Origin of the sequence: Cellvibrio sp. BR, from assembly GCF_000263355.1 — a bacterium.
Lineage (GTDB): Bacteria > Pseudomonadota > Gammaproteobacteria > Pseudomonadales > Cellvibrionaceae > Cellvibrio.
On the sequence record NZ_JH668200.1, the window covers coordinates 223,441 to 236,874 of the forward strand.

Below are 13,434 nucleotides of genomic sequence, written 5' to 3' on the forward strand. Positions count from 1 at the left end.
GCGCACCAACTACGGTGGGTTGGCGAAATTACAAATCTAATCAAGAGATTTTACTTATGGACTTCATAGATCAACTTCGTGTTCTTTCGACTCGAATACTTAACACCAAGAGTTTGATTCAAACGGAGGAAGCCACAAAAAACTCAATGATCATGCCCTTCATTCAGATTTTGGGCTACAACGTTTTTGATCCACTAGAAGTTACCCCCGAGCTGATTGCAGACATTGGGACCAAGAAAGGCGAGAAAGTGGATTATGCGATTCTTAAAGATGGCCAACCTATTATGCTTTTCGAGTGCAAAAAAGCGGGCGGGGATTTAAACATAAATAATGCTAGCCAGCTTTTTCGTTACTTCCATGTAACTGCGGCTCGGTTTGGAGTACTAACAAATGGACTTGTCTATCGATTTTTCACGGATCTTGAACAACCCAATAAAATGGATGAAAAGCCCTTCTTTGAATTTAATATTCTCGATTTCAAAGAGCGAGATGTTGAAGAATTAAAAAAATTTGCGAAAGCCTCGTTTGATCTTGATACGATCCTCACCACCGCCAATGATCTGAAATATACCAGAGCAATCCAAAATCGATTAGCTGAATGGATGACGAATCCACCTGAAGAATTCGTTCGTTTAATATCGTATGAGTTGCTTGGCAATAAACGATTTACGCCTGTTGTAAAAGATCAATTCACACTTATTACTAAACGTGCATTTGAACAGCTGTTAGGAGAGCGTATTAATGAACGGCTGAAAGGTGCTATGACGCCAGAAAAAACGCTAGTTATTGAACAAAGTGCTCCAATTATTCCTTCGGAAAACACTTCTGAACCTCAGGTTGTCACTACCGAAGACGAGGCAGAGGGGTTCCACCTCGTTCGCGCGATTCTGCGCGAGTTCATCAGTCCAAAGCGCATAGTTATGCGCGACGCACAAAGTTACTGTGCAATTTTGCTAGATGATAATAATCGAAAACCAATCTGTAGATTGCGCTTTAACAATCCTCAGAATCTGCGATTAGGTATTTTTAATGAGAAAAAGGAGGAGTTACTACAACCTCTTGAAAGCATTGACGATATTTTCAATTTTGCAGATCAACTGAAAGCCACAATTTCATCATATGAGACAGCAGCAAAGGAGTAGTTTTCTTAAATTAATAAACAGCGACTAAGTTTGACGCATTTACAGTCATGCTTAGTCGAGCTTTTTCGATTCAAATGATTTTCCTATCCGATAATAAAATAACTCCGCCTTTTGGCAACTTTTCGTATTAACACCGCAATCACCACCGATCCGTAAAATTGCACAATAAATGTCGCGACAAAGATGGCGAGACTGAGTTGGATATTGGCTGCGGGCAAAAATGGTTTAAAAGCCTCCGTTTGTACCAAATTTTCCAGCGCGATTGTCAGCAGCGGATGGATAAAAAAGATCGGAAAACTCAGTTCAGCAAGCCATGCCAGATGCTGTTGCAGCCAGCGCCAGTGGAGGTGGTAGCAGAGTAACAACAGGGCAATACAGGCAAACAATACCTGCACAAATTGCAGATCCAGCCCCTCATAACTAAATGCGGCCTTGTGGTAATTGCCGAGATGACCCCAAAGATAAGTTTGGCTCAGCGCTGTGACTACAACCACCAGCACACTTCCCAGGAGCAGCAGCCCGCGCCATTGATGCACTCGTGCGTAATATTGCGAAACCAACATACCCAGCAAATAAAAAGGCGTGTAGTAAACCAGCGACTGTAAAAAATTATTGTTGGACTGGGGGCGATGTAGAAACAGCGCAACTACCGAAAACGCCAGCAGCAACAATAATTGCCAGCGGCAATGCAACTGCAAGAACCGCATATGCAGCGGAGCACAGCAAAAGGTCAAGAGAATGAAAGGAATGTACCAGTGAGGATAGAGCACATACCCATTGCGCAGGGTGTACCAGACATTGAGCAGGTTCTGCTGCCAGGGGAGGCCATCCTGCCACCAACCAAAGGCGCGAATCAGCAGTGCCAATAGCGAAATAAAAACAAACGGAATCAACAGGGCTTTGGTTTTTTTCGCGACAAAATCGCGATAGTCAAAACGCGCCGCAAATACGCGATGGAAGAAGAAACCGGAGATAAACACAAACAGCCCGGTGCCACCGCGCAACAGGTTTTCGAGCAGCGCAGGAAACAGCGGTTGGGCAAGGAAAATCGAGTGCCCGAGCACAATCACGCCAATTGCCAGACCGCGCAGGTAATCAAACTCGACTATTCGTTCCCTCCGCGCTGTCACTGGCGCAAGGCTCATGAAATGGCGCAGGCGCTGCGTGGTTCGGGGCGATAAACCCCCACGTTAAGGTGGCCCGCATCTTTCAGATTCGCGGCATGCAATTGACTCATGACCCCCTTCTGGCAGTAGAGAAAATACTGAAGGCTGCTATCCAAGTGCGCAAATTGGTTGTTGAGGGAATAAAAAGGGATGACGCGCACATCTATGCCATCCAGTTTGAGCGGATTGGCCTCCTGCTCATCCGGGTGACGAATATCAATCACCACCTGCCCGGCGGAAATTTCGCCCACCATGGGCACACTCAGGTCAGCATCCAGCTCATCGACAATTTCGTCGATATTCTGTGCGCGCCGCTCGCTAAAGGCGCACTCCAGAATCGCCATGTCGAACTTGCTTTCCTCGTGCTCTACACGCGGCAATTTGGCTTTGGTGGTCGGGTTGACCGAAATCACCCCGCAGTACTCAGGCATGCTCGCGGCAAAGCTCTCAGTGCCGATTTTGCGCGAGATGTCGATAATTTCGCCCTTGTCCATAGTTACCAGCGGACGCAACACTACAGTGTCGACGGCGCGATCAATCACATTCAGATTGATCAGGGTCTGACTCGCCACTTGCGCCACGCTCTCGCCGGTTACCAGCGCCGGAATCTCCAGCGATTCCGCCACTTTTTCCGCCGCGCGCAGCATCATGCGCTTGAGCACCACGCCCATATAAGCGTTGTCGACTTTTTCCAGAATCTCTTTCAGCACTTCCTCAAAGGGCACAGTGACAAACTTCACCCGATGGGAGGCGCCGTATTTATTCCACAGGTAGTAGGCAACTTCTTTCACGCCGATTTCATGGGCGCGGCCGCCCAGATTAAAAAAGCAGTAGTGGGCACGCAGGCCGCGTTTGATACACAGATAGGTTGAGACGGTGGAGTCAAAACCGCCGGAAATCAGCGACAGCACCGGGTCTTGCGCGCCGAGCGGATAACCACCCAGCCCTTGGGTTTTACTGGTGACGACCCACAGGCGATCACCCTTGATTTCCAGCGGCACAGTGATTTCCGGTTTTTGCAGTATCACGCCCTTGGCCTGCGAATGCTGCAGCAGACCACCGCCCACATACTTCTCGGCCTCCACCGAACTAAAGCTGTGCTGCCCCACGCGCTTGATGCGCACACAAAAGGTTTTGCCGGCCAGTGGCTCGCGCCAGTGATGCAGGGTGTGTTGGAAAATCGACTCCAAATCACCCAAGGGATATTCATGAATCAACACAAAGTTGGCGATACCGGGGGTATGGGCAAGCACCTCGGCGACCTGCGCGGTGATCTGTGCATCTGCCTCGGGGCTGCGAATTTCAATTTTTTCCCAGTCGCGCTGCACATCAATTTGCACGCCGATATTGGCCAGGAGCAACCTCAGGTTGTCGCGCAGCTGCTTGATAAAGCGCTTACGTACCGGAGGGGTTTTCATAATGATTTCGGGAAAAACTTTGACAACAAAATGCATGGAAGTCGCGCCTGGGGACATTCAGCTGTAGCCCAAGATGGATCTGACAGCTGCAGCTAGCTGGATAAAAAGGCGGCGATTATAAAGCAAGATTGAACAAAAAGCGGGGGCAAGCTTACGCTCCAGCGCAGAATACAGATCACGCGGATATAATTTTTTGTGGCTTTACGTTTAAACATATTGGTCAATACTCAATAACACTGGGCATTTCAATGACCTATGACCCGTACGGCTTTGACTGAATTAATCCATAAGCATTTTGCTGCAACAGAGAGGAAGCAATGAGAAACATCAGGATAGGATTGCGTTTGACATTTGGCTTTGGAGCGCTTGCGCTGCTTTTGTTAGCGCAAGGCATTTTCGGCCTGAACAGCATGTCGAACATGAATAACCAGACAAAAGAAATTACTGGTATTTGGATTCCCACCCTTAACGCCGTGGGAGATTTAAACCTCGCACTGATGCGCTACCGCGTTAATGCGGTGCGTTTAGTGGTGGACGCAGACCCCTCTGCGGTTGCCAAAGGAGAAACAAATTTGCAGTCGCGCGCGCAAGAGCTTGAGCAAGCATCTATGGCCTTTGAGCGCGAAATTACCGAGCCTGAAGAACGGCGGATTTTCGAAGACCTCAAGCAAACCAAATCACTCTATATGCAAAATACCGCGCGGGTTTTGGCCGCCATGAAAGCGGGTGACACCACCGCTGCGATCACGATTGTGGACACCGAACTCAATGTTCTCGCCGACCAAATGACCAAGATGCTTCTTGTCCTTGGACAAATAAACCGCGATGGCGCCAAAAAGGCAGCCGATGCATCCAGCGAAGCTTATACGAGCGCCCAAACCTTAGTCATTGGCAGTATTGTCATCGCCCTTTTCATCACTGCCGTGCTGGCACTTATGATCACGCGCAGCATTGTGAGCCCCTTACAACAAGCCGTAGCCGCTACCGAAACCATCGCCAGCGGCAACCTTACCCAGCAGATCCGCTTTGACGGCAACGACGAGCCAGCGCGCCTGCTCGCATCACTCGCGATGATGCAAGATAACCTGCGCAGTACCATCACCCAAATTGGCAACTCGTCGGTACAGTTAGCCTCTGCAGGCGAGGAGCTAAGTTCGGTAGCGGAAGAGTCCTCACGCAACTTACAGCGGCAGAATGATGAGATCCAGCAGGCGGCGTCGGCAGTCACCGAAATGAGCGCCGCCGTGGACGAGGTTGCGCGCAATGCAGTGAGCACGGCCGAGGAGTCCAATGAATCTTCTCGCTTGGCGCATGATGGGCGCGACAAAGTGCATCACACAGTAGCGGCACTTAAATCCATGAGCGAAGAGTTTGGGCGCACCTCAGCATTGATTGGCGGTCTCGCGGAACAATCCAAAGATATTGGCAAGGTATTGGATGTGATTCGCGCCATCGCTGAACAGACTAATTTGCTCGCCTTGAATGCGGCAATTGAAGCGGCGCGTGCCGGGGAGGCTGGCCGTGGTTTTGCAGTAGTGGCGGACGAAGTCCGCGCACTGGCGCATCGCACCCAAGTGTCCACCCAAGAAATTGAACAGATGATTAGCAAAGTGCAAGGTGGCACAGCGGCGGCGGTGGAATCGATGAAAGGCAGCGTCGAACACGCCAGTAAAACCCTCACCGTGGCCGAGCAAGCGGGCGGCGCATTGGAGCAGATTTACCAAAAGGCAGGGCAAATCGGTGAACGCAACCTGTTAATTGCCAGCGCGTCGGAAGAACAGGCGGCGGTCGCGCGCGAAGTGGATCGCAATATTGTGAACATCAGCGATCTCTCCACCCAATCGGCGGCAGGCGCCAATCAAACCAGTGCTGCTACCTACGAGCTGGCGCGGCTGGCAACTGATTTGAATACACTGGTATCGCGCTTTGTTATTTAAGCCGCGTAGTTTATTGCACCCATCATCTGATCGTTGATCAGCGCCAATAAAAAGCCCCCGTCACCTGAATGACGGGGGCTTTTTACGTATGTCCGCAGCCATGAACTACTTGGAGCGGAAGATAATCTCTTTCATTTTTTGCAACTTGGGCGCTACCACCGGTACGGTCAGCATGGTGCTGGCCACTGCCATGATCAGCAGCGCGGTGAAGGTTTCATTGGTGATGATTTCCTTGTCGAGCAAAACATTGGCAAAAATGATCATGATCAGCGCTTTGGTTTGCAACAACCAACCAATAATCGATGCCTCGCCTTTTTCCCACTTGAGGATTTTGCCCGCCGCATGTACACCAGCCAATTTACCCGCCACTGAAGCCACCAGCAGGATGGCTGCCGCGATAAATACCGCCGTGCCACCCACATCCCAATTGGTGCGCAAACCGGTACTGAGGAAGAATACCGGCATGATGATCATCAGGACAAAATGGCGCAATTTATCCATATCTTCCTGATTAAACCATTCGCCATCCATTACGGCACCGGCGAGGAAGGCGCCAACCATATAGTGCAAACCCGCCCAGTCGGCTGCGAGACCGCAGACTGCCAACCAGATAAAACCAGCGTACCAGCGGTCTTTCTCTTGAATCGCCACCATCAACTTGCGGAATAAGTAAGCAAGCACAGTAAAGCCCAGCAAGAACATACCCTGGCGACCCACACGCTCCCAATCCAGCAGAATCAACGCCAATACACCCCAGATGGCGATGTCGTCCAAACTGGCGTAACGCAAAATACGCTGGCCAATCGGTTGACGCAGGATTTCAAGCTTTTCCATCAACAGAATCAGAATCGGCAGCGCCGTTACTGCACAGGCCATGCCCACACCCAGAATAAATTGCCAGGTCATGCCCTTGGCACCAATCCAGCCATCGCTAAAGGCCATCATCGCCAGCGCCGCCCCACAACCAAACAGCAGCGGTGTACCCAGCGCCAGTCCAGCGGTGATGCTACTTTCCCGCTTGTAGGCCCAGGCTTTTTTCAGGTCAAGCTCGATCCCGGCAATCCACACAAAAATCATTACCGCCCACCAAGCAATTCCGTTGAGCGATTTGATGACATCCGGGGTGAATACAAAGGTGTAGTACTCAGGGAAGGCTTTGCCCAGCACACCCGGGCCAAGCACTATACCCATGATGATTTGCACGACCACCAGGGGTGCCCAATAGTCAGTGCGACCGAGGCGCCAAATTAAAAAGGGCACCGTAAAAATGATTACCATGGCAATCAGGAATATTTCTGTTGTTGTCATTGCATGCATAACTAACCTTTTATTGTTCTGGGTAGAGTATTGGTTAAAAGAAGAGCGATAAAACCCCGGGCATATCACCTTGCCGTCGGTGTTACCCAATCGCGGCGCAGGCTACAAGGGAATTCGACGTGGAGCGAGGCGAACACCATAGAAATTGACTATCGACTTTTGCAGCAAAAATGAATGGTTTCACAGTGAGAATGCACGCACGCTAGTCAGCGACACGATTTGGTGCAAAGCAACCGCTTTTCTGTGACATGCCAAGAGGCATTCTTGATGCTAATATGGCGACACTATTCAACACAACACACAATCGCACCACAATAGATCATTTAACAAAAATACCGCACCAAAATAGTGCTTATGGCGATATTTTTCAGGTGGCCATCACCCCAAGAGCCTTATTTTTAAAGGTGTGTTGCTATTTTATTTAAATGGCATATATTTTGCCCCTTTTCTGACACCCTAGTCTTGCCCCGCTCCCCTAAATGAGTCGCGAGTCCGGATGAAGTGGGGAAAATTTTCAGGTAAACGACCTTTGGCCGGTTATCTTGGTAGTTATAACTTTTCACAATCCGTAGCCTTCGGGCTATAACACTTGGAGGCATTCAATGTCTAAGACTTTAGACCTGATCAAAGAACACGAAGCTCGCTGGATTGATTTGCGCTTCACCGATTTCAAAGGTAAAGAGCAGCATGTAACTTTCCCTGCCCACGTTGTAAACGACAGTTTCTTCGTTGACGGTAAAATGTTCGACGGTTCTTCTATCGCTGGCTGGAAAGGCATTAACGACTCAGACATGATCCTGATGCCAGACGATTCAACTGCCGTTCTGGATCCTTTCTACGACGAAGCAACCATCAACATTCGTTGTAACATCGTTGAACCAGCCACCATGCAAGGTTATGACCGCGACCCACGCTCTATCGGTCTGCGCGCTGAAGAGTACCTGAAGTCTACCGGTCTGGGCGATGTAGCCCTGTTTGGCCCGGAGCCAGAATTCTTCATCTTCGACAGCGTTCACTTCCACAGCTCAATGGGCGGTGCTTTCTACAAAATCAAATCCGAAGAAGCGGCATGGTCATCAGGTGACGACGTTGAAGGTAAACACGGCCACGCGCCACGCGTAAAAGGCGGTTACTTCCCCGTTGCTCCAGTAGACTCACTGCACGACATCCGTGGCGCTATGTGTAACGCCATGGAAGCCATGGGCCTGGAAATCGAAATCCATCACCACGAAGTTGCTAACGCTGGCCAATGTGAAATCGGTGTAGGCGCTAACACTCTGGTTAAGAAAGCGGACGAAGTACAGATCCTGAAGTACTGCGTACACAACGTTGCTCATCAATACGGTAAAACCGCAACCTTTATGCCGAAGCCTTTGATCGGTGATAACGGTTCAGGTATGCACGTTCACCAGTCTTTCTCCAAGAACGGTAAAAACCAATTCGCGGGCGACGCTTACGCTGGTTTGAGCGAAACCGCTCTGTACTACGTTGGCGGTATCATCAAGCACGCTAAAGCATTGAACGCTTTCTGTAACGCCTCTACCAACTCGTACAAGCGTTTGGTTCCAGGCTTTGAAGCGCCAGTAATGCTGGCTTACTCTGCTCGTAACCGTTCAGCGTCTATCCGTATTCCTTACACTGTTGGTGAGAAAGCCAAGCGTATCGAAACCCGTTTCCCTGATCCAACTGCTAACCCATACCTGTGCTTCGCTTCATTGCTGATGGCCGGTATCGACGGTGTTCTGAACAAGATTCATCCGGGCGAAGCAGCGACCAAAGATCTGTACGATCTGGAGCCGGAAGAAGAAGCAGAAATCCCACAAGTGTGTTCATCTTTGGAAGAAGCTTTGGCCTCTTTGGAAGCTGACCATGACTTCCTGTTGGCTGGCGGTGTGTTCTCTAAAGACTTCATCGATGCTTACATCGACCTGAAGAAACAAGAGATCCAACGCGTCAACATGACTCCGCACCCAGTAGAATTCGAACTCTACTACTCAGTGTAAAAGTCAGGGCTGCTTAGGCAGCCTCGTCAGACCTCAAAAACCCGCATAGCCTGGCTTGCGGGTTTTTTCTTACCCGCTTTTTAGCCGCTTCTACACCAGATCGATATACGCCTGACCACCTTCGATACGATCTATCAAATATTAAACACAAAATGCATCAATTCGTACTGATTATTGCTAGATAATGCCCTTACTGACACAAAAAAACCTCTAGCGCCTGATCTTGCTTAACCATTAACCTTAAAAGGAATCGATGCAATGAGCCAACTTACCCGCTTCGCTATCGGCATGACCATTCAGAGATTATTCTCAAGCCAGATGTATAAAGGCTGGCAACTCTTCCATGTAAGCGCTGTATTAATCCTCGTTATGACCAGCCTGGCGGTAGCGATGCAGCCGGATCTGCTAGAGGGGTTACGCAGTGCAATCCGCGCTACAGCGCGCTCCTCTTTCGTGTTATTCATCGCCGCATTTACGGCTTCTGCTTTCGCCGTACTAACACCATCCCCCTTCACCAAAGCTCTGGTGCGTGAACGGCGTTTTATTGGTTTAGCCTTTGCTTTTTCCCATTTTGTTCACGCTGTGTTGATCTATTTCTATGGACAGCTGCATACAGGATTTTGGCCAGCAAGGTCTGTTATCGATAATATCCCCGGCACATTGGCCTATGTATTTATAGTGTTAATGGCGATCACCTCGTTCAAAACACCTGCAAAACTCATGGGACCAAAAGGCTGGAAAAGGCTGCATTCAGTAGGCATGTGGATCATCGTCGCCGTTTTCGCCTTTGCTAATTTCAAGCGCATTCCCATGAGTGATTGGTACCTGCTACCGTTTGGCATCATCTGCGCTGCAGTGGCAATCCGTCTTGTCGGCAAGTTGGCGCAAGCCAACAGACGCAGCCAAACCGAACTGACTCACCGTAGCGGCTAAAGCGCGCGACGGGCTTTTTCTTTGGGCGCAGCGCGAGTAACCTAGGGCAAATCAACCTAATGGGAGAGTGCAATGCGCATCTGGTGGCTTTTGTTAATACTCATTGCTCCGCTGGCTACAGCGGAAGTTTACAAAACCGTCGATAAGGATGGCCGCACGGTTTATACCGACAAACCCAAAACCGACAATGCCGAAAAGCTGGAACTGCGCGAGATCAATACCGTACCCGGCGCCCAGCCACTCCCCAACTCATCACCAGCCATTTCGGTAGACTCGCGCCCGGCGCAGGTGGACTACCGGATTGAGATTATTAGCCCCCGCTCCGATGTCACTATTCCGGTTGGCCAGCGCGATCTGGCCATTGCCACCGTACTTCAGCCTGCCCTCCGGGAGGGTCACCTGCTGGTGTATTTTATGAATGGTGAACTACTGGAGGAGACCACGATGAACAATATCATCGTGAAGGATGTGCCGCGCGGCACCCACACCCTGGTTGTCGAAGCGATCGACGTGAATGGGCAATCATTGGGCACATCGGCACCGGTGATTGTTAACGTAATACGCCCTGTTATCAAAAAGAATGCCCCACCAAAGCCCACCCCCAAATAAGCGCACCATTTTGGTGCTATGATTTTCCCGCTATTCACCATTATGGATAGTTTTTCAGGCTAAATTTGCGGGATCATGCCGATTGCTAACTTGGTTTGGTTTTTGCAATAGCCTAGTTGCCCATTGTCAGGGCGTTCAGGAGAGCAAAAGCCGGTGAACTCGCACAATATCTACAAGCCCATATTGGATAGCCTCAGTACCGCCATTATTTTGGTGGATGTGGACTTGTTGATTTGCCATATGAACCCCGCCGCCGAAGCCTTGCTGGCCATGAGCTGCGAGAGCAATACCGGCGAACCCATCACCTATTTCTTTTACGAGTCCGATGAAACTGACCGCCAACTTAAAATGGCGGCAACCCAAGCCAATCATTACACCAAACGCCATGCGGAATGGCGCTTGCTCAGCGGTGGCTCGGTGACGGTGGATTACACCGTAACCCCCTTTGGCAATCACGATGGGTTAATTATTGAAATCCAGCCGATCGACCGCCTATTGCGCATCAGCCGCGAGGAGATGCTGACCTCATCCCACGAGACCAGCCGCAACCTGATTCGGGGTATGGCTCATGAAATCAAAAACCCGCTGGGTGGCATTCGCGGCGCGGCGCAACTGCTGGCGCGTGAACTGCCCAATAGCAGCCTGACCGAATACACCAGCATCATCATTGATGAAGCAGATCGCCTGCGCAATCTGGTGGATCGCATGCTTGGGCCAAATCAATTACCCAAATGGCAGTCACTCAATATCCACGAGGCGATTGAGCGGGTGGCCAATATCATCAAGGCCGAAAGCGACGACGCGATCAAAATCGTGCGCGACTACGACCCCAGTATTCCTGAACTGCAAGGTGATAAGGAGATGCTGATTCAAGCGCTGCTAAACATAGTGCGCAACGCTATGCAGGCGCTTACCGAGGCACAGGTGGATAACGGCGTGATCCAACTGCGCACCCGTATCCAGCGCCAATACACCATTGGCCGCAAACACCACGGCCTGATTTGCCGCATCGACATTATCGACAATGGCCCGGGCATACCCGAGCACATGATCGAAAACATTTTTTACCCCATGATTTCCGGCCGCGCCGAGGGCACGGGTTTGGGTTTGACCATTTCGCAACATCTCATTCATCAGCACCATGGCCTCATCGAGTGCCATAGCGAGCCGGGCAATACCCGCTTCTCGCTTTACTTACCAATGGAAACCTACCATGCAGAAGTCTAATAAAGTCTGGATTATCGATGACGATCGCTCCATTCGCTGGGTTCTGGAAAAGGCCCTGCAGCAAGCGCATATAGAGACGCGCTTGTTTGAGTCGGTGGACAGCGCCATGAGCCAGCTCAATCGCGATGCACCCGATGCGATCATCAGCGATATTCGCATGCCCGGCACCGACGGCCTGACCCTGCTCGGCAACCTGCATGCGACCCACCCGCAAATTCCGATCATCATCATGACCGCCCACTCGGATCTGGATAGCGCCGTCGCTGCTTACCAAGGCGGTGCGTTTGAATACTTACCCAAACCTTTTGATGTGGATGATGCCGTTGCCGTGACCCAGCGCGCCCTCGCCCATGCCCAGGAGCAAAAGTCAGATCACGGTACCGAGACAGCGCTGGAAACCAATACGGAAATCATCGGTGAAGCACCGGCGATGCAGGAAGTATTTCGCGCCATTGGCCGTTTGTCGCAATCCAACATTACCGTGCTGATCAACGGTCAATCGGGTACCGGTAAAGAACTGGTGGCACGTGCCCTGCATCGCCACAGCCCCCGTCGCAACTCACCGTTTATCGCCCTCAACATGGCGGCGATTCCCAAAGATTTGATGGAATCCGAACTATTTGGCCACGAAAAAGGCGCGTTTACTGGCGCTGCCGCACAGCGCCAGGGGCGTTTTGAACAGGCCAATGGCGGCTCGTTGTTCCTCGATGAAATCGGCGATATGCCCGCCGAAACCCAAACCCGCTTATTGCGCGTATTGGCTGACGGTGAGTTCTATCGCGTGGGCGGCCACACACCTGTAAAGGTGGATGTCCGCATTATCGCTGCCACCCACCAGAATCTGGAAACCCTGGTCGCAGACAACCGTTTCCGCGAAGACTTGTTCCATCGCCTCAACGTTATCCGCATCCATATCCCCAAACTCGCCAACCGCCGCGAAGACATTCCCAAGCTGGCGCGCTTCTTCCTGCACAAAGCGGCGACTGAATTAAATGTTGACCCCAAGGTGCTGCTGCCGGAAACCGAAGAGTATTTCTGCACCCTGCAGTGGCCAGGCAACGTGCGCCAGCTGGAAAATACCTGTCGCTGGATCACTGTGATGGCGTCCGGGCGCGAAGTGCATATCGAAGACTTGCCACCAGAGCTGCTCGACAACAAAGAAGTCTCCACTCCGGCTGACGATTGGGAAAAGGCACTGCGTCACTGGGCCGACCAAGCGCTGGCGCGCGGCCAGCACCAACTGCTCAGCGAAGCTGTACCTACATTTGAGCGCGCACTGATTGAGACCGCCCTGAAAAGCACCGCCGGACGCAAGCGCGATGCCGCCAACCTGCTCGGCTGGGGGCGCAATACCCTCACCCGTAAACTCAAAGAGTTGGGTATGGCAGGAGGCAACGACCCGGATGGCGACGGTGAAGATTAAGCTCAACCGCTCAACCTGACGCGATTGTATTCCCCCAGTAGGCGCCAACCCGGTTGGCGCCTAAATCATTTCTTACTTTTCCCCTCCTGTGCGCGCAGCTTCTGTTAGCTGTGTCTATACTCACAACACTTATCAACATTGCGATCATGACCAAGGCAGCGGAACCCAGCCGCTCAAGATTCCTGGCCAGAAGCCGCAATAGTGATTACACAACGGCTCAAACAACAATAAGCGCTATAAACCGAATTAATTCGGGGGG

Annotated in this window: 10 protein-coding genes; 7 read left to right on the forward strand and 3 right to left on the reverse strand. The window is 51.1% G+C overall.

Annotated features, from left to right (window positions below; genetic code table 11):
• Window positions 1-56 precede the first annotated feature (56 nt).
• Entirely contained in the window at window positions 57-1,142 is a 1,086-nt protein-coding gene (locus tag O59_RS00940) for a type I restriction endonuclease (RefSeq protein WP_040391001.1), read from the forward strand.
• Between the two features lie 83 nt (window positions 1,143-1,225).
• On the opposite strand, the gene O59_RS00945 is transcribed toward O59_RS00940, so the two are convergent.
• Together O59_RS00945 and thiI are read right to left on the reverse strand one after the other, a co-directional pair.
• The gene (locus O59_RS00945; protein WP_007638548.1) at window positions 1,226-2,287 is read right to left on the reverse strand and encodes an acyltransferase; all 1,062 of its coding nucleotides are present in this window, start codon (window positions 2,285-2,287) and stop codon (window positions 1,226-1,228) included.
• Window positions 2,284-3,762 carry a tRNA uracil 4-sulfurtransferase ThiI gene (thiI, locus tag O59_RS00950; protein WP_007638550.1) on the reverse strand — a complete coding sequence of 493 codons (1,479 nt, stop codon included), beginning with the start codon at window positions 3,760-3,762 and terminating at the stop codon, window positions 2,284-2,286. Before thiI ends, O59_RS00945 begins: the two co-directional genes overlap by 4 nt.
• A 281-nt stretch (window positions 3,763-4,043) precedes the next feature.
• Here thiI and O59_RS00955 point away from each other — a divergent pair, with 281 nt between their 5' ends.
• The gene (locus O59_RS00955) at window positions 4,044-5,663 is read left to right on the forward strand and encodes a methyl-accepting chemotaxis protein (protein WP_040391002.1); all 1,620 of its coding nucleotides are present in this window, start codon (window positions 4,044-4,046) and stop codon (window positions 5,661-5,663) included.
• 105 nt (window positions 5,664-5,768) lie between these two features.
• On the opposite strand, the gene O59_RS00960 is transcribed toward O59_RS00955, so the two are convergent.
• On the reverse strand, window positions 5,769-6,980 hold the full coding sequence (locus O59_RS00960) for a cation:proton antiporter (RefSeq protein WP_040391004.1): 1,212 nt from the start codon (window positions 6,978-6,980) through the stop codon (window positions 5,769-5,771).
• A gap of 602 nt (window positions 6,981-7,582) precedes the next feature.
• Between O59_RS00960 and glnA the strand changes: the two genes are divergently transcribed.
• The 5 genes from glnA to ntrC all read left to right on the forward strand — a co-directional run bounded on the left by glnA (window position 7,583) and on the right by ntrC (window position 13,175).
• A complete protein-coding gene (gene glnA / locus O59_RS00965; protein ID WP_007638557.1) occupies window positions 7,583-8,983 on the forward strand; it encodes a type I glutamate--ammonia ligase in 1,401 nt (466 codons plus the stop codon).
• Between the two features lie 258 nt (window positions 8,984-9,241).
• Window positions 9,242-9,916 carry a ferric reductase-like transmembrane domain-containing protein gene (locus O59_RS00970; protein ID WP_198284730.1) on the forward strand — a complete coding sequence of 225 codons (675 nt, stop codon included), beginning with the start codon at window positions 9,242-9,244 and terminating at the stop codon, window positions 9,914-9,916.
• Window positions 9,917-9,988: 72 nt separating this feature from the next.
• Window positions 9,989-10,525: a DUF4124 domain-containing protein gene (locus O59_RS00975; protein ID WP_007638561.1), complete on the forward strand. Its 537-nt coding sequence runs from the start codon at window positions 9,989-9,991 to the stop codon at window positions 10,523-10,525.
• A 153-nt stretch (window positions 10,526-10,678) separates the two neighbouring features.
• On the forward strand, window positions 10,679-11,752 hold the full coding sequence (glnL, locus tag O59_RS00980; protein WP_007638563.1) for a nitrogen regulation protein NR(II): 1,074 nt from the start codon (window positions 10,679-10,681) through the stop codon (window positions 11,750-11,752).
• Window positions 11,739-13,175, forward strand: a complete 1,437-nt coding sequence (gene ntrC / locus O59_RS00985) for a nitrogen regulation protein NR(I) (RefSeq protein WP_007638565.1) — start codon at window positions 11,739-11,741, stop codon at window positions 13,173-13,175. Before glnL ends, ntrC begins: the two co-directional genes overlap by 14 nt.
• Window positions 13,176-13,434: the final 259 nt, after the last annotated feature.

Bases quoted from the DNA above. Each gene is read 5' to 3' on its own strand.
- O59_RS00940 (WP_040391001.1), top strand. From the start codon at position 57: ATGGACTTCATAGATCAACTTCGTGTTCTTTCGACTCGAATACTTAAC.
- O59_RS00945 (WP_007638548.1), bottom strand. From the start codon at position 2,287: ATGAGCCTTGCGCCAGTGACAGCGCGGAGGGAACGAATAGTCGAGTTT.
- thiI (WP_007638550.1), bottom strand. From the start codon at position 3,762: ATGCATTTTGTTGTCAAAGTTTTTCCCGAAATCATTATGAAAACCCCT.
- O59_RS00955 (WP_040391002.1), top strand. From the start codon at position 4,044: ATGAGAAACATCAGGATAGGATTGCGTTTGACATTTGGCTTTGGAGCG.
- O59_RS00960 (WP_040391004.1), bottom strand. From the start codon at position 6,980: ATGCATGCAATGACAACAACAGAAATATTCCTGATTGCCATGGTAATC.
- glnA (WP_007638557.1), top strand. From the start codon at position 7,583: ATGTCTAAGACTTTAGACCTGATCAAAGAACACGAAGCTCGCTGGATT.
- O59_RS00970 (WP_198284730.1), top strand. From the start codon at position 9,242: ATGAGCCAACTTACCCGCTTCGCTATCGGCATGACCATTCAGAGATTA.
- O59_RS00975 (WP_007638561.1), top strand. From the start codon at position 9,989: ATGCGCATCTGGTGGCTTTTGTTAATACTCATTGCTCCGCTGGCTACA.
- ntrC (WP_007638565.1), top strand. From the start codon at position 11,739: ATGCAGAAGTCTAATAAAGTCTGGATTATCGATGACGATCGCTCCATT.